General features: G+C 33.8%; 15 protein-coding genes. 1 reads left to right on the forward strand and 14 read right to left on the reverse strand.

Annotated features, from left to right (window positions below):
• Positions 1–41 precede the first annotated feature (41 nt).
• From T537_RS0109590 to T537_RS0109660, 14 genes are all read right to left on the reverse strand, one after another.
• Positions 42–1508, reverse strand: a complete 1467-nt coding sequence (locus tag T537_RS0109590; RefSeq protein ID WP_031557540.1) for a cohesin domain-containing protein — start codon at positions 1506–1508, stop codon at positions 42–44.
• 10 nt (positions 1509–1518) lie between these two features.
• Positions 1519–3696, reverse strand: coding sequence for a dockerin type I domain-containing protein (locus T537_RS12525; RefSeq protein WP_051637213.1), 2178 nt, complete (start codon positions 3694–3696; stop codon positions 1519–1521).
• Positions 3672–3803: a hypothetical protein gene (locus T537_RS13135; RefSeq protein ID WP_278244475.1), complete on the reverse strand. Its 132-nt coding sequence runs from the start codon at positions 3801–3803 to the stop codon at positions 3672–3674. The genes T537_RS12525 and T537_RS13135 overlap by 25 nt, the downstream gene beginning before the upstream one ends.
• Positions 3804–4504: 701 nt before the next feature.
• Positions 4505–5512: a glycosyltransferase family 2 protein gene (locus T537_RS0109610; RefSeq protein ID WP_031557545.1), complete on the reverse strand. Its 1008-nt coding sequence runs from the start codon at positions 5510–5512 to the stop codon at positions 4505–4507.
• Complete coding sequence (locus tag T537_RS12530; protein WP_031557547.1) at positions 5512–6378, reverse strand: polysaccharide pyruvyl transferase family protein; 867 nt, start codon at positions 6376–6378, stop codon at positions 5512–5514. The genes T537_RS0109610 and T537_RS12530 overlap by 1 nt, the downstream gene beginning before the upstream one ends.
• A 27-nt stretch (positions 6379–6405) precedes the next feature.
• Entirely contained in the window at positions 6406–8007 is a 1602-nt protein-coding gene (locus T537_RS0109620; protein WP_051554908.1) for a peptide chain release factor 3, read from the reverse strand.
• Between the two features lie 76 nt (positions 8008–8083).
• Positions 8084–8344, reverse strand: coding sequence for a hypothetical protein (locus T537_RS0109625; RefSeq protein ID WP_031557549.1), 261 nt, complete (start codon positions 8342–8344; stop codon positions 8084–8086).
• Positions 8345–8453: 109 nt separating this feature from the next.
• The gene (locus T537_RS0109630; protein ID WP_031557551.1) at positions 8454–9125 is read right to left on the reverse strand and encodes a hypothetical protein; all 672 of its coding nucleotides are present in this window, start codon (positions 9123–9125) and stop codon (positions 8454–8456) included.
• 190 nt (positions 9126–9315) lie between these two features.
• Complete coding sequence (locus T537_RS0109635) at positions 9316–11517, reverse strand: hypothetical protein (RefSeq protein WP_031557553.1); 2202 nt, start codon at positions 11515–11517, stop codon at positions 9316–9318.
• A 289-nt stretch (positions 11518–11806) separates the two neighbouring features.
• Complete coding sequence (locus tag T537_RS0109640; protein ID WP_081823285.1) at positions 11807–13786, reverse strand: YgiQ family radical SAM protein; 1980 nt, start codon at positions 13784–13786, stop codon at positions 11807–11809.
• 103 nt (positions 13787–13889) lie between these two features.
• Positions 13890–14900 (reverse strand): hypothetical protein, encoded by a 1011-nt coding sequence (locus tag T537_RS0109645; RefSeq protein WP_031557557.1) that lies wholly within the window; start codon positions 14898–14900, stop codon positions 13890–13892.
• Between the two features lie 115 nt (positions 14901–15015).
• Positions 15016–16491, reverse strand: a complete 1476-nt coding sequence (locus T537_RS0109650; protein ID WP_031557560.1) for a carbon starvation CstA family protein — start codon at positions 16489–16491, stop codon at positions 15016–15018.
• Between the two features lie 201 nt (positions 16492–16692).
• Positions 16693–20499, reverse strand: a complete 3807-nt coding sequence (addA, locus tag T537_RS0109655; protein WP_031557562.1) for a helicase-exonuclease AddAB subunit AddA — start codon at positions 20497–20499, stop codon at positions 16693–16695.
• Position 20500: 1 nt separating this feature from the next.
• A complete protein-coding gene (locus T537_RS0109660; protein ID WP_031557564.1) occupies positions 20501–23776 on the reverse strand; it encodes a PD-(D/E)XK nuclease family protein in 3276 nt (1091 codons plus the stop codon).
• Between the two features lie 259 nt (positions 23777–24035).
• Here T537_RS0109660 and T537_RS0109665 point away from each other — a divergent pair, with 259 nt between their 5' ends.
• Entirely contained in the window at positions 24036–24935 is a 900-nt protein-coding gene (locus tag T537_RS0109665) for an ion transporter (RefSeq protein ID WP_155895258.1), read from the forward strand.
• Positions 24936–24962 lie beyond the last annotated feature (27 nt).

Here is a 24962-nt window from a genome sequence, read left to right on the forward strand (position 1 = left end):
CCATAACTACTTCCGCCATAAAGGATATATTATGAAATGTATTACTTATCATCTAATGGTAAATCATCATCATCGTCTAGCTCTATATCTTCTTCTCCAGTACTTAACTTGTTAAGTCTTATGCTTTGAATTGTAATTATAATTACTGCTGCAAGAAGAATAATTGCACATACCAAGCAAGCCAGGTAAAAATACCATCTATAAGATGTTAAATTCTTAGTCTCATTTTTACTATAGCCTATAACATCTGTATCGCTTGCAACCACTGCATCACTAATAAATTTTTGCACTGTGCCTTCGCTTATTAAATATCTGTAGAAGCCTTTTTCTCCAGTAGAACTTACTCCATAAAATACAAAAAATGTTCTATCTTTATCTGTATAAACTTCACAATCAAATCCAGCAATATTAACACTTGTCCTTGTTAATCCCTCAATCTCCATGTTGGATTCGTCAAGTGGTAGGATTGTGTATTTTAATTCTGGCTGCTTTACTTCATTGTATGAATAAAAATTACCATTTGAGCTATTGTAAATATAAAAGCCGCTTTTTCCTAGTCCATCTAGATTTTCTAGATACATAAGTACTAGACCTGTGGTTTCTGATTTACCAGCTCTTACAGTTACACCCTCATACTCTGTATAATTCACTCCCACAAAGCCCTCTGGGAATGGATGTTTTTCTTCATCATTTGCAATCTTAAATCTGTAACCATTTAGAACAATTTCTTTTTCTTCTATATCATCACTAACTGGCTCGCTTTCTGCTGTTACGGTCTGCTCCTCTGTTGCCATGGCACTTCCCTTAGTAGTCTCGATTGTATATGTTCTTGTAGTACCGTTTTGGGCTGTAACAACTACAAAAGTCTGATTGTAACCTGGATCAAGATTTGGGTACTTTACTGAAACACTTGCATTACTATCATTAGCCACTGCATTAATTATAAGTTCATCAACATCCTCATCTACGCTTGTTGTATAATATGTCACATCCGGTGAAAATGAAGGTGATAAGACACCAGGACTTATTTTAAGTGAACTAAGAGAATTATCACTTGAATAATTTGCCTGTGCTATACCTGTTACAGAACCTGCATTACTGCTAACTGTCATATCCTTTTCGTTGCCATCTATAATTCTTGTATTACCAACAACGCTTATTCTGCTTGTGCCAACTCCATTTATCTTAAAGGTAAATGTAAAAGTCTTAGATGTAAATGTATCTGTATTTACAAACCCTAATGTTCCTGCGCCATTAGTATCTGCAGAGCCTGACACATACTCTAAAATGTTACTATCATATGATAAATACATCTGTGTTGCATATATTTCTGCCCCTGAACTTACGGTAACTGACACTGTTACATTTTCTCCAACTGTTGCGCTTGCGCTACTAATTGATACATTGGCCGTATTAGCCGCTTGTGTAATACTTTTATTACTAAAAATTAGCAACAATGCAAAACACATACTTAATGCAACTGATAAAAAAATCCTTCCTCTTCTCATACTCTCACCTCTACTCAACAATATACTTCTTGCCAGTTAAATGTCTTTTTATTGCAACCACATCTAAAATATCTGTTGTGCCATTTCTATTGGCATCAGCAGCTTCCACATAGCATTTATCTAGAATTGTAGTTCCAATAATATATTTCTTTAATCTAACAATGTCCATTAAATCCACAGCTCCATCACCATTAATGTCGCCATAAATTATAACTGTATACTCATTTTTTAAATTACCATTATTATCAAAAATTCTTAGTTTATCCCCTGTGGCAATAACTCCACTCTTATCATTACCACTTGTGTTAACAAGCTTGCAATATCCATTGCTTACCTGCACTGCCTGCTTAACACTATCAACACTTGTTCCAATTCCAATGCCAGAAACCAAATTAGAGTTGTTATTTAACTTAAGACTCGTAGTTACATTAAGCTCTGCATTGCCAGCTGAACTTCCTGAGTTTGAACCTCCACTTCCGGAACCCGCTGAACTGCCTGAGTTTGAACTTCCACTTCCGGAACCCGCTGATCCTCCGCTTGCTGAACCAGAGTCTCCGCTAGTTGTGGCCTGCGTACGTATAATTTTTATACTATAACTTCTTGTATTCCCATTTTGTGCTGTTACATTTACTGTGAAATTATTCTCTCCCACATTAAGTCCATAAGTTCCTGTGCCATAAACACTTGCCCCTGAATCAATTGCATTAGCATTAATCTGTATCTGGCTGACAGAATTATCAACAATAACAGAGTAACTGCTTGTGTCTTTATTAAATGTTGGTGTTAAACTACATCCTGATACACTTAACTCTCTTAACTTATTATTGGCGCTGCCGCTTCCAACTGGGCAATCACAGACTTGATCTGACATGTTATCATATACCGGAATCTTAAAAACTAAAGCTGTATTTTTCTTCATTGTTTCTGAATAAGCATTACTAGCTATAGCTGATTCTGATCTTGCAGCCAATATATTAGTCATATACTGATGCCAGAAATTCTTTATGTCGAATTTTTCATAATATATAGTATCCTGGCCTGCATTTATATAACCTTTACCAATAAGAATTGCACCACCAACAATAGATTTCATTCGCGTATTCCATGGTCGCAAACTTGAACTATCATTATTTGATGCATATTTTAAGCCGTTAACCACAGTTGATGTTCCCCCTGAACTATATGCACCCTGGTTGTAATAATTGTAATAGCCTGCGTATCCTCCAACAGTTCCTGAAATACTACTTCCGCCGCCATTAAATCCTTGTTCCTGTAAAATCCTTGATGCTAGGTGATATGGGCTTACCCCTGACATACGTCCTGCAAGAAAAAGTCCACTATTATAGTTATAACTTGTTCCATCATAACTTAAGTCATGATTTGAACCATCCATAAAGGAACCAGATATAATGCTTTGTAAGCCCTCTTGTGTTTGTTGAACTGAATTAAAGGATAATTTTTCAAACATAAAAATATATGTGCTTGTTAAGAAGTTTCTAGGATCTAGTGCATATGAGACTAATTCCTCACTTGCCTGAACCCATCCACCACTATCAAGCTGTGTATATTCTCCTGTATTCCAGTCATAACATCCACTGGCTGTTGACTTCCAAGAAGATGCTGCACTTGAATAAATAAGACTTCTACCCAAAACATTTTCATTGTCTACTAATGTGTTCCAATCAACACCTGTCTTGTCTGCAATAAATACCCAATTAGGATATGATGCATGTAAATGTCTTAACCCATCCTTATAACTTTCTGGAAATCCTTGTCTGTTAAGATAATCCTCGAATGACTCATCAGAAGTATTATTATCAACGTAAGAATCAATAGTTACATACTCTGCATAAACATATCCATATGTGTATGAATTATTAATGTTCATGGCAACATATAACCAATCATCCCCAGAAGAATCCTTTTCTGATGAATAGACATCCATGGTCTGTCCACCATCAACTTTAGTAATAACGTTATTGGTGTTACTAGTATCCATGGAATTTCTAAATCGTAAATTCGTTACCCCCTCTGTAACATGTGCATATGCAATTACAGATCCTGCTGCATATACCTTTGATTTCCCCCATGGTAAAAAAAGAAGATTAGTACTCACCACAACAAGCAAATAAACAAAAGCTAATACTAATCCCACCATAGGTTTTAGATTAAATCTTTTCTTCTCCATTTTTTCACCTTCATGTCCTTTACGCCTAAAATGTCCCCTACTGCAATTTTGAAGCAACTGCAATTATGAAGTAACTGCAATGAAGTCTCGTAATTCTGTCTTACCATTATCGATACCTTCACTGAATTTAAGGTAAAACAATTATATTATTAAATTGTTCGATAAATTCTATATTTATAATAACACGCGATTCAGTAAATAACAAGGGTTGAAGAGAAAAAAGAAATCGGGTTCAAAGTCGGGTGGGGTGGGGTGTAGAGATGTTTGGAAGTGATGGGGTGGTTTAAGGTTGGGGTTAGGCTTACGGGCGGGTTTAACGAAGTTATGTCTTGGGAGATAGGTTGGATATTGCCCAAATCAAGAAATTTAAAGCCAAAAAGATTACTTTTCCAAATTTCATTATTTCTATCATTTTAACAGTTAATCCGTAGACGACAAAAATTCACAATAAAGGCAATAAATTTCACACATTACTTGCTTTTTGAGCGTGGAATTAATCTAAATCTGGATTATTTGTCCGAAAAAGATTAAACACAGGAGGAAATTTTCCAAAAAGCTTGCCTTTTTGATTAGTTTCTTGCTGTTTTAGATACATTTCTCAGAAATCCCCTTATTTTCTAGCTTTATCACCTTTCCCAGAACCCACTTATTTCCTTGCAGCAGCCCCACCACTTCCGAGACTTACACCCGTTAGAGCGCGCCCCATGGTGCCCGGGCCACACCACTTCCGGGCCGCGCCAAAAAAAATCGGGTTCAAATCCTACGACTTGACCCGATTATTATTTCTTAATTGTTGTGTACTGTTTTTTTACTTATTAGTTAGTTTGTACATTGCCTTTAGAGCAAAGACCATATTGTGGTTACTGAAAAGGCGCAAAAGAACTTTTCTTTTCTTTAGATTATCCATGGAGTTGATAACATTTACAAAATACTTGTCATTGATGATTTCTTTGATAAGTTTGTTCTTAGCATTTCCCTTAAGGTCCTCTTTATTAGCAATTTGCTTTATGTAGGAAGCAACCTGTTCTATAAAGAGGTCATTGTACCTATTAATTGCTTCTTCGTTACCACCGTTATGGCTAATATATTTGATTGCGGCTTTGTGAATCTTCTTAACTGAATCATAATTATTATTATGAAATTTAGTTAGAGCAGTTCCATCAGCCTGAATCATATAGTGGTAATATGCTTTGTGGTTTACCTTAATTAATCTGGCAGCATCTAGCGCCTTAAGATTAAATAAGATATCCTCATAGATTGAAAGACTAGTGTCAAATTCAATTCTATTCCATATTAAAAAATCACGTCTATAAAGTTTATTCCATGGTGCATTTAAGATTTCTTCACTCATTAAATCAAGAAATGCCTCATTAAAAAAAGCTGTTTCGTTTCCTGAAAAATCGGACTTGATACATGTCTCTTTTATTCTATTCTCTGATAATATATGATACCAAAAACCAAAATAAAGAATATCTACTTCTTCATCTCCTATTAATTCCATATTGTCCTTAATAGTGTCAGCTTCTAAGTCATCATCCACATCAAAAAAATATACATATTCACCCTTAGCCATCTTAACGCCAAGATTTCTTGTATCACTAACCCCAGAATTTTCTTTATTAATTGCGTTAATGTTAGAATAAGTCTTGCAAAGCTCCTTTAAACAATCAAAGGTTTCATCAGTGCTTCCGTCATTAATCAAAATAATTTCAAGATTCTTATATGTCTGATTAAGTAAGTTATTAACGCATCTATCTATATATTTTGCTCCGTTGTAAATTGGAACAATAACACTAACTAATTTGTTGTCTGTCATTATTTCTCTCCTAGCCACAAGTCATATGGAAATGTTTCTATAACATTATCTTGCAATTTAGATAAATCTGCAAGAGGTGTTGGCTCAACTTTAATAGCCTCCTCTATTGATTTTGCAATAACGAACTTAGATCTATTAGTTGATTCATAATAATCGTAGAATTTCATAAGTTCGTCATCCATTCCTGTACTTAAAAATACAGCAGGAACCCCGTAACTTTCAGCTAAAATTATGCCATGAAGTGATGATGTTATAACCTTTTTTGATGAAACTAATTCATCTATAAAAAACTTATAGTCATCTGTTTCAATGTCGATTTTATGCACATTTGCAGGGACATTTACAAGCTTTAGTGTATTCATATGTAATACAACTGAAATGTCGTATTTCTTCACTGCTTCCGATTTATAGATTAGTGGCATAATAAGAGCTGGATCTCCGTATTTTTCCTCTACTTTATATCCATTGTCTACAAGGATCTGTCTTGTTCTTGGACCTCTTACAAGCCTTACATCATACTTTACGTAAGATTTATGATTACTAATAGCATCCATTAATGTCTTATTATGAATGCCTGAACCCCAAATAACAGCATCAAAATCATAAGATCCAATAATAGAACCTATTGCGCATAAATGATGTGTCTTTTTTGTCTTAGTTTTTAGGCTAAGTCCTTTTTTTGCTAACATAAATTCAACAACCACTGGGGATATGGCATCCCCAAGGTTTTTCTTGAATTTCCAGTATTCTAAATTGACATGTTTTTTCTTAAATTCGTTGCCATAAAATGTCTTAGAATTTCTTACAAAAGATAACATGCCTCTCTTCTTTAATACCTCATATATATGTTTAATACTAATTCCCATTTAATCACCTGTAATTTCGTGAATATATTAATTATTTTTACCAAATTCAGATAACTTAAGGCCTTCATTACGTTCAAGTACCATGTTAACTGACCAGCTATTAGCAAATACAAGTAATGGATTACCCTTTAAGTCCTTAATCTTCTTCATATCAGATGTACCAACAAGTCTATCAACGTTAACCTCTTCTGGGTTCTCAATCCATCTAATATATTCATATGGAAGTGGCTCAAGCTTAATATCTACGTTGTATTCATTCTTAAGTCTGTATTCAAGAACTTCAAACTGAAGAACACCAACTACACCAACGATAATTTCTTCCATACCAGTGTTATATTCCTGGAAAATCTGAATTGCACCTTCCTGGGCAATCTGATTAATACCCTTAATAAACTGCTTACGCTTCATAGTATCCATCTGTCTTACTCTTGCAAAATGTTCAGGAGCGAAAGTTGGAATTCCATCGTAAGCAAATTTTTTATTAGATTTACAAATTGTATCACCAATTGAGAAAATACCTGGATCAAATACACCAATAATATCGCCAGCATAAGCCTCTTCTACAATATGACGCTCTGAAGCCATCATCTGTGTAGACTGTGAAAGACGGATTTTTTTGCCGCCCTGAACATGGTTAGCTTCCATACCAGCCTCGTATTTACCAGAACAAATTCTCATAAATGCAATTCTATCTCTATGTGCTTTATTCATATTAGCCTGAATCTTAAATACAAAAGCAGAGAAATCTTCTTCAACAGGGTCAATATCCCCTTCTGATGAATGTCTAGCAAGTGGTGCTGTTGTCATATCAAGGAAGTGCTCAAGGAAAGTCTGAACACCGAAGTTAGTAAGGGCTGAACCAAAGAATACAGGAGTTAAGTTACCTGCCTGTACTTCTCTTAAGTCAAATTCAGCACTAGCACCATCTAGAAGTTCAATATCTTCATCAAGCTTTTCCTTAAAAGTATCACCAATTTCACCAAGAAGAGCTGGATCATCAATAGAAACAACTTCTGTTTCAACTTCCTTTTGACCATTCATAGCAGCCTTAAAAAGTGAAACTTCTCTTTCCTTACGGCTATATACACCTCTAAATTCCTTGCCGCAACCAATTGGCCAGTTAATAGGACAAGTAGAAATTCCAAGTACATTTTCAATATCATCTAATAATTCATATGGATCTTTAGCTTCTCTATCCATCTTGTTAATAAAGGTAAAAATAGGAATATGTCTCATAACACAAACCTTGAAAAGCTTAATTGTCTGCTTTTCAACACCCTTTGATGCATCAATAACCATGACCGCAGAATCTGCTGCCATAAGTGTACGATATGTATCCTCTGAGAAATCCTCATGTCCAGGAGTATCAAGGATATTAACGCAGAAACCATCATAGTTAAACTGTAAAACAGAAGATGTAACTGAAATACCTCTCTCCTTCTCGATTTCCATCCAGTCAGAAACTGCATGTTTAGCGGTTTTCTTACCCTTTACTGAACCTGCAAGATTAATAGCTCCTCCGTAAAGCAAGAACTTCTCTGTAAGAGTTGTCTTACCAGCATCAGGATGGGAGATAATCGCAAAGGTTCTTCTTTTATTAATTTCTTCAACTAATTTCTTATCAGCCATTGTAATTTCCTTTCATAAATAAAGCCTGCAACTTTGATTGCAGGCTTATAAAATCTATCAAGTAAGATTGATTCTATTATCTATTATTTAAAGCAAACTTATATGAAACTTCAGATTTATCATCAATCTTTCTAAAAACGTTAACTACTGCATTAAGAGCAGCAGCGAAATCTTCTACCTTCTCAACTTCTACTGTAGCAATCTGACCTTCATCAGATAATTCAACAGACTTACACTCGCTAGCTGTTTCCTTAATTCTATCTTCTACTTCTTTAATCTGCTCTTCTGTCTTTAAGAGCTTAGAACTTTTAATTTTAATTGCATATGTTCTCTTCATTATATTCAATCCTCCAAACTAATTAAAGTTTTACGATTCTAAGATTATTGGCGAGCTGCCAAAATACATTATTCTCTTAAATTCCAATAATCGCGTATATAATTATATATCAGCAACTATGATTATTCAAGGAAATTTTATTTTTATATGCCACTAAAGCAATGAAAAAGGCAGCAAATAAACTAGTCAAATATAAGAAAAATTTATCTCCTGTTTGAACTGATATTTGGTCGCTATTATCATCCTCTTTATATTCTTGTGTATAGATTTCATCATTAGATACACTATCAAGATACTCTTTATCTTCAAGTCCAGTAACTTCATACTCATCGGTTGCTATTTCAGTATTTTCATTTAAAACACCATTACTAACTTCCATTGTTGTAAGTTCACTCATGTTAGTTTCAAGAGCTAGGACATAGTCATACTCCTCTTTTGTGTAAGCTGCTTTAACATTTTTTTCAATATTTCCCACCTTAATGGTAATTGTTGTATCTGCTTTTTGCGGAGCCACAATATCATCAATAAAGCTATAATCCGTAATAACTCTAGAATCATTAACATTAACATAAACCTCAATATCATCCATTCTTATAGCTCTAGCCTCCATAGATAAGGAGAAACCATTAACAAATAAAACCTCGATCTGTTTTTCATTAGTTACCGTAATTTCCTTAGCATAAGCAAAATCTGACAAATAAACAGCACAAAAAAGCATCAACAGAATCTCCATCAATGCTAATAACTTGCCAATTAAGATTTTCTTAGTACGACATACCATAATTTAGCCCCCTAGTAAATCAAATAATCAGCTCATAATCTCTTATAATTTCTCGTGCTTTTATTATCCTTCTATAAGTATATTAAACTATTTATACTATTTTGTCAATTTTATTCTAAAAAAATGCATAACAAAAGAGCAAAGAGACATATAAAATGTCTCTCTGCCCTTTTAATTTAGTGTAACCCTATTATTGGAATTCTTTCCTAAATGCTACAACTAATACTGCTCCAGCACTTACAGTAATTATAAATGCCCATAATACATTTCTAAGATCTGCAGTCTCAGGAGATACATCTCCGTCATTTAATACAACTTCTGGTTCTATAATAGCTGCCTCAATTACAGGTGCCTCTACAACTTCTTCATCAGCATATACTAAAGCCATTGTACAAAGCTTAGTTGTTGATGCTGTAAATGTTGCATCATCATCATCAATATCAACTAACTCAAATGTTTCAAATGTTCCATCAGCTAATTCATGACTTGCAACAAGTGTGAATACTCTACCTTCATTTCTAATTTCTTCTGGTATATCAATTGTAAATGAAATTGCATCGCTAAATTCTGTTATTGAAGACTTATTATCTTCATCGTCATTGAAAATCTTATAAAGATCTGCTGTAAAATAATATGCACTTTCATTAGTATTTAAATTGCTTTCAATTAACTGTCCACCAGTTGTATCCTTAGCATCTGATGTTTCATCAACTACAACTTCTAATCTTAAATCAACTTTTTCACCTGCTAAAACCCTGATAATTTCTTCTGGTGTTAATGAATTAGTAATTACAGATGCATCAACTGTATTTACCTTAGCTTGTAATTTAGCAGCTGTACCATCCTGCTTTACAGCAACATTAGCATCTCCTATATCAATAGCTTCATTAACATACTTATCAAGTTTTTCTGTCTCCATAATTTGAATAGCAGCTTCAACTGTTGAGATTGAATTATTATTAATTACACTCTGAGTCTTAGGTGTAATAGAAGAAACCTTATTAATTAACTCTTTAACACCTGTAGTACCATTAGCTTTTACATCTCCTGTGATTGCTGTTGCTGCACCAATCTCCTTAGTATATCCTGCATATAAAATTGTAATCTTAGTATCTCCCTTACTTGGATCTACATATGGGTCTACTAATTCAAAATCTGAAGCTGTAATGCTTTCACCATCTAATGTATAACCTACTGCAATTTCATCCTTAGTAAATGTCTTAGCTAGAACACCTGTATATTTGCCTCCATTTACTCTTGCAAAGATAGCTGACTCCTCTAATTTCGTTGCTGCAACAATCTGCTTAGTATATCCTGCATATGAAATTGTAATCTCAGTATCTCCCTTACTTGGATCTACATATGGATCTACTAATGTAAAGTCTGAAGCTGTATGGCTTACACCATCTAATGTGTAACCTACTGCAATTTCATCCTTAGTAAATGTCTTAGCTTGAACACCTGTATATTTGCCAGACTTTAATTTTGCAAATATACTCGATTCTTCAATTTTAACTGCAGCTGTAATTTCTTTTTCAATATACGAACCATCTACGCCTACTTTAGCTGTTATTGTTACATCCCCTGTTTCAGGGTTTACTTTGTTATCAGATAATTCAATTGATGGTACTGTATAAGTAGTATTATTGTCTAATTTAATTACAGCCTCTAATAATGAAGGATTAACAGTTCCAGCTGTATTAAGCAGAGTAAAATCATTTTTAAATTTTACTTCTACATTATCTGAAGAGATTGCTATAGATTTAGTATCATATGTGTAGATATAGAATGGACCTGCTTTTTTAACATAACCGCCACTACAATTATAACGCCACTCATTATCTATGTACTTTATACTACCATATGGACATTGATCAAAACCTTTTCCAGCTTGACTTGGTTGTACAACATAAACATTTTCTTTGTCATTAGAATCAATACAATTAGTACCAGTAATACCAGCTGCCCTCTCTATATCAGATTTACTTGCTGAACCAGAAGTAACTAAATTTTTAAATTCTGTTATACTATCTAATGTTTTTGTATCACTTGCCAATGCAATTGGTCTAACTAACGCAGAACCATTAGGAAGTCCCATAATAACATCATTAGTACCATATTTTTGTGGTATCATTGCTATTTCCGTTTTACCTGATCCTGAAATTCCACTTACAGATGTTAACTCCTTAAAGTTAGTCAAAATCTTTACTGTAATTTCACCATTTGAAGTTGTATCACCAGAAGTATTCTGATTTAATTCACCAACATCATTTGAAGTTGTTCCATCTGCAAATGCTCCAACTTGACCTGTAAAGACTACCAGGTTAAACACCATTAAAAAGGCTAAAATCATTCCGACAACACGCTTCATTTTTAAAGAAGAATTTTTCATAAGACAACCTCCTAATTCACGCCCAAGGATTGTTCTAAATTTCCACAAGAATAATTTAGAATATACGAATCTCTATTAAAGAGTTACACTAGATTTAAGTATTAAATTCTCACGTCGTTAACATGGGCTTAGTATATCAAAAGAAAAAAAAAATAGCAAGTACTATTACCACCTTTTTTGAATATTTTTTAAAATCTGGTACTTATGTCTTAGTTTATGTGAAAAAAGCGAGGTAGTAACTATAAAGTTATACCTCGCGTCCTATTAATCATCTAATTTGTAACTTAATCTATCTTGTTTTCTTGTGTCTATTAGACTCTTTATTATTGATTTTTTTATTTATCTTAGCTGGCTTAGCCCCATCTTTACTCCTATTTTTACTCTTATCCTTACTTTTATATTTGTCTTTATTATGTTCATTATTATTTTTGTTTTTATCCTTACCCTTAGATAATTTATAAGTATAAGTCATCTTACGTGGTGGAATAAGACATTCCTCACCAAAGCCAATAAGATCTTCTCTACCAGCTTCTTTTAATGCTTCCTTTACAATATCATAATTTTCCGGTTTCCAATATTGAATTAAAGCTCTTTGCATAGCCTTCTTATGTGGATTATGTTCAACAAATACAGGTTCAAGAGTAAATGGATCAAGTCCTGTATAATACATTGTTGTTGATACTGTACCTGGCGTTGGATAAAAATCCTGCACCTGCTCAGGGCTTATATGATGCTTCTTTAAATATTGCGCAAGCATAATAGCATCCTCTAATCTAGAACCCGGATGTGATGACATTAAATATGGCACAATATACTGCTTTAAGTTAAGATCTTTATTGATTTTCTCAAATTCCTTGACAAACTCATTGTAGATTTCAACTCCAGGTTTTCCCATCTTAGATAATACGTTATCTGAAATATGCTCTGGTGCTACTCTTAACTGTCCACTAACATGATATTGACATAATTCCTTTAAGAAATCTTTATTCTTATCAGCAACTAAATAATCATATCTAAATCCAGAACGAACGAATACTTTCTTAACGCCCTGTAATTTTCTTAATTTACGAAGTAGGCTCAAATAATCGGAATGATCTACATTTAAATTGATACATGGCTTTGGATATAGACAACGTTTGCCAACACAAGCGCCTTTAGTCATCTGCTTAGAACAAGCTGGTGCTCTAAACTCAGCTGTTGGGCCACCAACATCATGAATATATCCCTTAAAGTCAGGATCTTCTATCATTTGCTTAGCCTCTGTAATAATAGATTCATGACTTCGTGCCTGCACAATTCTACCTTCATGCATAGTTAGGGCACAGAAATTACATTCACCATAACAGCCTCTATTAGAAGTTAAGGAAAACTTAATTTCCTGTAAAGCGGGTACCCCGCCTGCTGCCTCATAACTTGGATGATAAGCTCTCATATATGGCAATTTATATACATCATCCATCTCAAGCTCTGATAGAGGTAGTGCTGGCGGGTTTTGTACTACAAATGTCTTTCCACCATAACACTCATACATAGTCTTTGCCTGAAATGGATCGGTATTCTTATATTGAAGGGCGAAGCTTCTAGCATATTCTCTCTTATCATTTTCAATAGTCTCAAAATCAGGAAGTCTAATAGCATCATATATACTATCCTCGTCCCTTGTCTTATAGACTGTTCCCTTAATAAAGGTAACATCCTTTACATCAAGTCCTGAATTTAAGGCATCTGCGATTTCAACGATTGAATGCTCACCCATACCATAGCTAATAATATCAGCACCTGATTCTAGTAAAATGGAACGTCTAACGGAATCTGACCAATAATCGTAATGTCCCATTCTTCTAAGAGAAGCCTCTAGGCCACCGATTATGATTGCATCTTTCTTGTAAGTCTGACGAATAAGATTACAATAAACTATAACTGCTCTATCTGGTCTCTTACCCATTACGCCACCTGGTGTAAAGGCATCTGTACTTCTATGTTTCTTAGCTACTGTATAATGATTAACCAAAGAATCCATATTTCCTGATGAAACCAAAAAACCTAATCTTGGCTTACCAAACACATTTATTGATTCTGGATTTTTCCAATCTGGCTGTGCTATAAATCCTATTTTATAGCCATTAGCCTCTAATACTCTTGTTATAATGGATGCACCAAAAGAAGGATGGTCAACATAGGCATCGCCACAAACGTAGACGAAATCCACCTGATCCCAGCCTCTTTCTAACATTTCTTCTCTTGTAATTGGTAAAAATCCTGTATTCATAAAACTCCTTATATCTGTCGTAAATTACTCGTATCAATATTTATCTCACAAAGTTATATATTAATCTAAATATTATCTAATTACAAGAGAGTAAAATAAGCAGTTACTTATAATCAATTACTGTAAATAATGGTTTCACAATAACTACTTCATCATACTCTTTCTGTGTTACCTTAACACTTGGATTTAAAGCTTTTAAGTCTTTTTTAACCACTTCCATGGCATCTTTTTCATTAAATGCTCTTCCCTCTCTAATAACGCGAATCATTCTATCAATAACTATTGGATGGGCATAGCTTGCTGGCACTGGAAAGTTAGAAATCTTTTTTAATTTATTTTCCATATGCTGCACGCTTTCCTTGTAACAGTTCTCACCATAACGCTTATTATTAGTTCCTGTTGGTAAAATATGAGCTGATATTACAAAAAAGATAAATGCAAAACCTACTAACACATATAAACCACCGGTCTTAAAGCCCTGTGTCATAACCACATGAATTCCAAAAGCCGCACAAGCTGCTGCTGCTAAAAATACAGCTATTGCAAGTAATCTATATGTTGGATGTATTGCATCTAATGTTCTTTTTTGCTTAGCACTAAAGGCTAAATTATTGCTTAATGTTCTATCTTTTTCAAGTTCTTTCTTGGCATTTTCTAATTTATTAATTGTATTAAGGGCTTCCTTTGATAGATTCTTAATGTATCTAGCTTCCTCTTCCCTCTTAGCCTTTAATAATCTTTTTTCTGCCTCCACTGAATGTGTAGGTATTTCTGGATGATCCTCACTTATAGCCTCTAAGATTTCATCCACATGTTCCTCGTATTTAAAATTGCAGACTTTCTTACTTCCATCTTTGAATAAAACCACAAGGTATGGAATTGACCCAAACAAACCTTTTCCTGTAAAACCGCCCTTACTCATTGCTACTCTCTTAAATACGCGGTCTATCTTACTTAACTCTGCATAATACATTCTATCTATATAAAAAGAATTAAGGTAAATTGCTTTTTTACCTAATCCACATGGTCCAAATTTAATACATTCCCTCTTATCTTTAATCAATGTTTCCTTGTCTAAATTAGAAGATCCTAATGCTTTTGGTGTAAAAATCATATTAAAAACTCCCGTTTTATTTTTTTTAAAAAAGCCAAGCTAGCATATAACAAGCTTATCCACCTAACTTGTTATATGTAATTAGCTTGGCTATAAATTATAATTTATATTTTATTTATGCGTGCTTTTCTTGCATTGTAACATTTTTTCTACGCTTTGTTGCCATAATAAATAGGCAAAGGAAGAGAAGTGCTACAATTACGCCAACTGGATAAGCTACTAATGTATTGTTCTTAAGTGCTGGAATAAGTCCTAAACACTCTGGAGCCATTACAAAGTATGTTGCTGATACTGCACTCATAAATGTTGCAGGTACAACTGTAATCCAGTAATTTCTCTTTTCCATAAATAGATACATTGAAGCTGCCCAAAGTACGATCATTGCTAATGTCTGGTTTGTCCAGCTGAAGTATCTCCAAATAATTGAGTAATCAATAAATCCAAATGTATTACCAAATCCTAAGATTGCACCAATACCAAGTAAAGGTACACAAAGGATTAATCTGTTCTTAGCCTTATTCTGATCTAGACCTAACCAGTCTGAAAGTGTTAGACGAGCTGATCTAAATGCTGTATCACCTGATGTAATTGGACAAGCAACAACACCAAGCATTGCTAAGATAATACCAACTGAACCCATTGTCTTAGAACAGATTTCGTAAACTGTTGTTGAGTTTCCGCCACCTGCATTTACTAAACCTTCTCCGCCAAAGATTGCACAGCCAGCTGCTGCCCAAACTAATGCAATAACACCTTCAGCGACCATTGCTCCGTAAAATACGAATCTACCTTGTTTTTCACTCTTTAAGCAACGAGCCATAAGTGGTGACTGTGTTGAGTGGAAACCTGAAATAGCACCACAAGCTACTGTAATAAACATAAATGACCAAATTGGTGTATGCTTTGGATGCATATTAGTAAAGTGGCTCCAAAGTTCTGGAACATGATAACCACCTGCAAATGTACCAATAATAACACCTACTGCCATGATAATTAAGCAGATACCAAATACTGGATAAATTCTACCAATAATCTTATCGATTGAAACAAATGTTGCTATGAAATAATAGATAAGAATAATTGCTAGCCAGAAAGGTGCACTTGTAAGAATGCCTGTAGCGCCATTGTTCTTAAATAGTACTACAACCAATCCTGCAGGTCCAACTGCAAATACAGTACCAACCATTACTAACAAAATAACTGAGAATACTCTCATTACGTTCTTCATTGTATTGCCAAGGTATGTACCTGTAACCTCTGCAATTGAAGCTCCATTATTACGTTCTGAAAGCATACCTGAGAAATAATCATGAACACCACCGGCAAAAATTGTACCGAATGTTATCCAAAGAAATACTACAGGTCCCCACTCAGCACCTGTTAAGGCACCAAAGATAGGTCCAAGACCTGCGATGTTTAAGAGCTGAACTAAAAATAATTTCCACTGTGGCATTACAACATAATCAACTCCATCATTTATAGCCACTGCTGGTGTCTCTCTGTCGTCTGGGCTAAATGTATTCTCTACAAATTTACCATATGTAAAGTAACCCGCAACTAAAATAATAAGACAAATAAAAAAACTTACCATAAATAAACCCCCTTAGTTTACTTTTAAGTAGAAAAGTCAAGGTCTCATAAGTCATTGTGGTGGATTCTGGCCTATGGGAGGTTTACATCCTCTACAAGTCTTATTATAGTCCTTTTGGATTGTACTTACAATAATACATTCAAAATATTTTTGTATTTTACAAGTACAAAAAGAGGACTTATAAAAGTCCTCTTTTGTAACTTATACTTCAATCTCACGTCCCATATTCACTGCATAGATTACCTTCTTCTTAACCTTAATTCCTGTAATCTGTTCTACTGCTTTGCCGTAGTAGTCAAGCTGAATCTTATAACGTTTCTTTAATTCATCAATGCCTACTTTACCAAAGCGAACACAGTCTGTCTTATAGTCTACGATTATTATTCCATCATCTTCTATAATAAACATATCTATAATACCCTGAACTAGCTGTCCGTCTACATCAAAGACGAAGGGCTGCTCTCTTCTTAATTTACCAAGACTGCTTGCCCTAGTTGCTAACTTACCAACTTCTGATTTTGTAAATTTATAGATGTCTTCTGGCTTTATGCAATCATATTGTTGCTTAGTTATCTTCTCATCCATAAGCATCTTATGAATATTATCCTTTATGTCTTCTAGCGTCTCAACCTTACTATAATCAAGGCATTCAAATATTCTATGATAAGCACTACCTCTTTCATTACCCACAAGTTCATCCACTGTATTCTTAATAAACTTAGGGACATGCTTATTCTCGTATTCCTTAGTTAGTTCTGTTTCTTGACTTTCTAGATTATCCTTGGATTCTAGGCTTTTCTGTATCTCCATACTAGAATCTACCATAGAATTTTCCTTAGAATCTTCCATAGCTTCTTCCTGATCCTTGTAGTCTTCCTTTATTATAGACATGGCTTCACTATCAAAGTCAGCATCTGCCTGCATCTTCTTAAGAGCTGATACTGTAACTTTAACTGGACGCTCTGCCTTAGGGTCAATTACATAATCTGGAAGTGGTGGTAGGCTTCCTTTTTTGAAATCTTCCTTAGTCATGGTCGTTTCAACCACTTCAACTGACTGTGCTTCCTTTACCACATCTGCTGCGGGTAATATATCAATTTGGAAGTCTCCTGTTTGTCGTTCCTTAGGAAGTAGCGCAACTGGAAGCACCATAGCTAAAAAGCTATTATGTTTATTAAGCTGCATATAACTAAAACCATTGGCGTTATTAACTAATGTTGCATCACTTGTTGCTGTTTCAATTAGCTTATTAGCATCATCAACAGCTGAAACCATTATTAATTTCTCTCTTGCACGAGTCATTGCAACATAAAGTACTCTTTGTTCCTCAGCTCTTGCTTCCCTATCAATTCTATTCTTAATGGCTCCCTTTACTATTGTGCTTGTCTTAGTTCTTGTATCTAAGTCTATATAATCCATTCCCATACCAAGATTAGAATCAAGAATTAGAGTTCCTTTAGAGTCTTTTAAGTTGTATTGCTTATTAACTCCAGCCATAATAACGATTGGAAATTCTAGGCCTTTACTCTTATGAATTGTCATAATTCGAACTAAATCTTCATTTTCAGAAAGAGTTGATGCCTCTTCAAAATCAATGTCGAATTTTTTCAAGCGCTCTATATAGCGTAAGAAATTAAACAAGCCTGTGTAACTTGTCTTACTATAAGCTGCAGCCTTATCAAGGAATATTTCCAAATTCAACTGACGCCTCTTACCTGCTGGCATTGTACCAACATAGTCATAATAACCAGAATTATAAATAATATCCCACAATAGGTCATATACATTTAAAAGATTAGACTTCTTACGATAATCATTTAATTCAGTTAAAAAGGCACTTATCTTATTAGCTAGTTGTCTTATTTCTTCTAGGCTAATAGCCTCAAAGTCCTCATCTAATACTCCATCAACTTCCTCGACAATTGCAAGCATCTCATGATAAAGATTAGGATGTTCAAGACAATTTTCTTTCTTTAAATAGCGGCCAAGAACTCTTATATTTACCAAATCTTCTGAATTAAAGCCACCAAAGTATGATAAAAGTGAAGCCGATAAAGGAATTTCTTGCACCGGATTATCTACTATTGTAAGGAAACTAAGTAACACGCTAATTTCCCTAACATTAAAATAGCCCTCACTATAATCACTATAAGCAGGTATATTATTATTCATAAGAATATTAACAAGTCTATCTGACCAACCCTTATTAGATCTTACAAGCACAACAATATCCCTATAACTTGCTCTTCTATAATCTCCAAGATCTGTATCAAACACATAGTTTTCTTCATTAACTATCTTTCTTACTAAGGAAACTATATGAAGTGCCTCTAATTCCTTATTGTTATAACTTCCTTCTTCATAGCTAGCTGACATATCTGCATCTAAGCTGTCATCATCATCAGATTCAATAAAATCCACACCCTTTCCATCAATTAGATGTATTTCGCATGGACTATTATTAAAGCTTGCATGACTACTAGTTTCTGGATAAGGAAATCCAGGGTTTAGGCTAACTTCACTTGTATAGGAAATGCCACAAAAGGCCTTATTAAACACGTTTAAGAATACATCATTAGTTGCAAAAAGTACTTCCTTTCTTGAACGGAAATTCATCTTTAACTCAATTTTCTTAAATTCATCTGAGTCGTATTTATAACTATCGTATTTTTCAATAAAAAGATCTGGACAAGCAAGTCTAAAGCGATAAATACTTTGCTTTACATCACCTACCATATACACATTATTAGGTTCGTTTAATCTAAGCTTTGACACTGCATTAAGAATAACTTCCTGTAACATATTAGAATCCTGATATTCATCAATCATGATATAATCAAAATTCTTAGCTAATTCATTGGCTGTGTCTGTATAAACTATGTCCCCATCTTCCTTTTTTATAAGAATTGATAGGGCCATATGTTCCATATCATTAAAGTCAATAATTCCACGATCTTTCTTAACTGCGGCTAATCTTTCATTGTATTCCTTAGCTAGCTTTATTATGGTCCTTACATATGTATAGCAATGCTTAACATCTGCTATTAGGCCATCATAATCCCTAGAAAAAGTCTTCTTTAATTTCTCAATATACTTCTTATAATCATCCCTAGCATTCTTAACCTGGTTTTTTAAATCATCGTCTATATCAGGATTTGATCTAATTGTAGGCATTCTATCAAAGGAGATTCGTCCTAATTTTTCAATAAATCCCTTAAGATTCTCACTTTCAAGTAGACTCTTCATTCCTGCTGCTTCAGCTTGCATGGTAGACTTGTATTTTTCTGGTCCCATTGGTCTATCGCAAATCTCAATCATGCCCTCATATAAATCGGCGTATCCCTCTAGGGATAATACAATGCTAGATAAACAGTCCTTTATTGCTGCATTGTCATCATCTGAATCAATGCTTTCATATACCTTTAGGACCTTGTCATACCACTCATCAATCCATGGATTAGATCTAGCAAGGTCATAGACCTTTTCAATTAGGTCATTAATCTTACTGTCATCCCTACCTGTAGCGTAAGCTTCCACTAGATTAAGGAAATCTTTATCCTGCTTTTCATAATATTCCTCTATTAAATCATCTAACACATCTGCTCCAAGAAGCTTAATTTCTCCCTGGTCTGCAGTTCTAAAACCTGGATCTAAGTCAATTTCCGAAAAATGATTTTTAATAATCCAAAGGCAAAAACTATCTATAGTTGTAATCTGAGCATTATTAAGTAAGGTCTGCTGTCTAAGTAAATTAGTATCAAGTGGATTCTCATCTAACTTAGCTTCAAGTGCCTTTCTAATTCTGTCCTTCATCTCACTTGCTGCTGCCTTAGTAAAAGTAACAACTACGAATTTATCAATATCAGTAACCGGCTCTGTTGTAATCATCTCTACAATACGCTCAACAAGTACGGCTGTCTTACCAGAACCAGCTGCAGCTGAAACAAGAATATTCTTATCACGTTCTTTAATTGCTAATAACTGATCTTTAGTCCAATTCTTACCCACTTTATTCCTCACTTTCCTCTTCGCTAATTTCCCCAAGTGTGGTCTTTATGTTATGCCATATAATCTTATCCTCTAGATTAGCAAGTCTTCTAAATCCTTTCTTTGATAAATCAGCACTAAATCCACAAATACTCTTATAAGGGCAGTAATCACAACCTGTTTTTTTGCCCTTTATATATGGGTTTATCTCAATATTACCCTCTATAATTTCATTAGCCTTCCTTATATTCTCCTTAACAGTATAATCAGAAAGCATCTCCAACTGCCTTGTAGACATTACCTTACTAGCCTTAGCAAGAGTGCCGTCAGTTTTAAGCTTTATAGGAATAGATTTAGCTTCCTTCTTATCTGTCATATCCTCCATAAGATTATAGACATGTTCATTATCATTAACTAAGCCCTTCATCTTAAGTTCCTGCAACATAGCCTCATCTATTTCATCACTATCATCTGGATTAGCTTCAACAATAGGATTGTCCACATTCAAGTAAAGAATACCTGCAGGCACGTAAATTTTCTTGTGATATCTTCTTTTTTCAAGTTCAATAGCCTCTCTAAGATAAGTTATAAGCTGTATCTTAAGTCCATAATACATAGATAATAAGTCAAGATCTTGCTTACCTGACTTATAATCCACTACCCTAACATAGAGATTATCTTCATCTTCACAAATATCAACTCTATCAATCTTACCATTCATCTTAAAGCTAACATCCTTTGGCATAGATTCTACATCTGTTAAGAATTTAGCTTCTAACATATCAGGCTTAAATAGTCCTGATTCAAGATGCTTTCCAATTGTCCAAACAGATCTGTCAATAATATCTGTCATTCGCTTAATTAGATACTCACTTCTCTTAGTATCTGTAAGTAAAGATTTAGCATTCTCATCAATTGCAACCTCCATACCCTTCTTAACTAACTGTGCTCTCTCTTCATCACTTATATTAGAAAAAGACATCTTATTCTTAATAATTTCTGATGAAATGTGTTCTAGGGCTGAGTGAATAATTGTACCAAAGTCCTTAATTTCAAAAGAATATTCTTCTCTTTCCTGTAATCCCAAACCATAACGAAGAAAATATGCGTAGTGACATCTTTCATAATCTTCAAAAGATGTTACACTTCCCCTAAGTTCCTTGCCATATAAGCTTAAGGCCTTAGCTGCAGCTATTGTATCAATAATACCTTCATCATCAAAACTCAATTCAGATTTAGGAAATGTAAGATAAAAATCACCTATACTTTCCTCTCCACCATAAATAACATCTAACTTAGGGTACATCTTCTTAAGTGTTCGTATCATATATGATGGTAAAATTGACTTTCCTTCTGTATCCTTATTGGCATAGCTTATATAAAGCTTCTTAGATGCCTTTGTTAGGAACAAATATAAATAATAACGCTGAACAAAAGCCTTCTCCTGATTAGTTGGAGATAGCTTTACATCCATACTTTCTAAGCTTCTTCTATCCGTTTCAGATAAAATACTTCTTGAATCAGATCTTGCAGGAACAAGTCCATCATTAACTCCAAGGAAAAATAAGACCTTAACATCATCAAGTCTTGTTCTATTAATATCACCAATTACAACACAGTCATTACTTGGTGGAATAAGACCAATTTTTATTTCTTCAAAACCTGAATCAAGAATCTTAACATATTCTCCTATGCTTACTTTCTCAGTTCCAAGTAGTTCCACTAGTTTATCAAAAAGATCCATTACCAAAGCATAAACCTTCTCAAATTCATCAGCTAAATCACTATCTGCGCCTAAGCTAATAATCTTCTCTTCACTATTAAGCATACATAGGAAATCATAAAGAGCGAGGGTTAATTTATGTACATTTCCTTCAGCTTCCCTAAAATCTTCCTTTAATTTAGCAAGTGGTGTAACTATCCTTTCTCTTAGACTATTAAGCTTTTCAAGGTCTGTCTCGTTAATATGTCCTCTAAATTTCCTTGTCCAAGGATTCATCCATTTCTTATTACCTTTAATTCCAACAGCTCTAATGTAATTATCAATTAAATCAATATCATCAACTGAAAGATCAGTCATAGAAGTTCTTAAATAGCGCATAACCGCATCATAACTAAAGTTCTTAGTTACAATTTCTAGGGCAGCACGAATAAACTCAACTAAAGGATTAGATGTAACATGTCTCTTATAGTCAAGGAAATATGGTATGCTATTTTGTTCAAGGATATTAGCTGTAAGTTTTCCATATCTTTCCATATCAGAAGTAACTATAGCTATATCTGAATATCTAAATCCAGATAATCTAGTAAACTTTAAAATTTCATTAGTTGCATAATGAATCTCATCCTTAGGATAATTGCCAGAATAAATAACTAAATCCTTAACATCTTCCTTATAACGTGTCCATTTTTTTCTAAAAAGGTTGGCCTCTAAAAAGGCTAATTCCTTATTCTCTTTAAATCTATAATTATCCTCTAGTTTAATATCCTCTAACATTTCAATATGCTCTTCATCACAAATCTTTCGTAGTTCCAAGGCACATTCCTTAGTCATAAAGAAGATATTCTCCATGCCAGTATCTACATTAGTCTTCTCTCTTACGTCTGCTGTAAGTGTTAAATAAATCATATCCGTAACTTCAAGAAGTATTCTAATAAGTCTATACTGCACTGGTGTAAAACCTGTAAAGCCATCTAGAACAATAGTAGAATTCTTTAACATCTTAGAATCTATGGCTACCCTTGCTAATACATCAAGAATTTCTTCGTTAGTGATATAAGAATTATCTATAAATTTCTTAAAACCGTTGTAGATTAAATCTATATCTTCAAGCTTATATGAAAGAACTGTATTATCCTTGAAGTCTTCCTTTATCTTAGCTAATCTTTCCTTATCAATATCATATTGTAAAAGCTCAGAAATCACAGACTTCATCTGTTCTGTAAAACCTGTGTTGCTTGTATTACTAGCAAAATAGCACATCTTAGACTTATTCTGCTCTAAAACTCTTCTTATAATTAAATTCTTACCTGTATCATCAAGAATAGGAAAATTAACTCCTCCAACCTCTTCAAAGACCTTAAAAGCAAGTCTTTGGAAAGATACAACATCAATATTCAAAATACCCTTGTTAGGATGTAATTCTACCACTCTCTTCTGTATAGCCATTGTGTACTGTTCTGGTACAACAATTATATAATTCTTATCTGGATTCTTAATTGATTCATCTATTATCTTCTTATAAATAAATGTTGACTTACCGGCACCTGAACCGCCAAAAATAAGCTGTAACGCCATAAAACCTCCCGTAAATCTTAAGTTAATATCGCTAAGAAAAATTATATCATAGCTAAATAAAAATAGAAAGTATGTTCGAGAATAAATTTAAATATGTCCTTTTTATTCTAGACTATTTTATAAGATTTCTCTTAAATTATTTTTTCCAAATTCCGATATAAACTATATGGATATATGGATATTAAAAAAATATATTAGGGGACATTTCTAGCATTGGCTAGTTAGTAACTATCTTGCAGTTACTTTTAGGAGGGGAAATATGAAGATTTCAAGAACTATTCGCTCTAGTAAATTACATATAATTCGCGAAAATATTTTCTATGCTATTGAACCAACAGTTACAGATAATACATCAAAACTTAATCTTTATGACTGGATTATGCTGATTTCAATAATTCTTGGTATTGTGCCACTAGCTTTTAAATACTCGACTCCTAGATTAAGTGTACTTGATAAAACTGTTGCTGGCATTTTTATATTTGATTATGTCTTAAGATTTTCAACAGCTGACTTTAAATTTAACGAATTTAGGCTAAAGTCCTTTATTAGATATCCTTTTACAATTAATGCAATTATTGACCTTGTTACCATACTTCCAGCCTTTACTTTTCTTAGTAACAATCTAAAATTGCTTCGTATCTTTAGATTTTCAAGACTCCTTAGAATCTTTAGAATCTTTAGATATTCAAGAACTATTCGTCTTGTAAAAAATGTACTTAAAAATCAAAAAGGTGCCCTTGCTTCTGTGTTTACATTAGCTGTAGCCTATATTCTAATTTCAGCTACTCTAATTTTTAATCTTGAGCCTGATAGTTTCGAGGACTTTTTTGATGCTGTTTACTGGTCTTGTCTTACTCTCACAACTGTAGGTTACGGAGACATCTATCCTATAACAGATCTTGGTAGACTTATTGCTATGATTAGTTCCTTCTTTGGCATTGCCATGGTTGCCATGCCAAGTGGTATTATTACAGCTGGAATTATGAACGAATTGAATAAGGAAAAAGCCCACGAAGAAGAGGATGAATTTGAAAAACTTAAGGAATCCCTTCTTAATGGCACTTATAATGCCGAAGAATATGAGAAAGTACATGAAAAATATGAAATTAAAAAAAGCGGTTGGGGATACATTTTCCATAAGCTCTTTAGTAGGTATTGAAAAAATAAGACATGCCACCTTGATGTG

Origin of the sequence: Lachnospira multipara LB2003, assembly GCF_000702205.1 — a bacterium.
Lineage (GTDB): Bacteria > Bacillota > Clostridia > Lachnospirales > Lachnospiraceae > Lachnospira > Lachnospira multipara_A.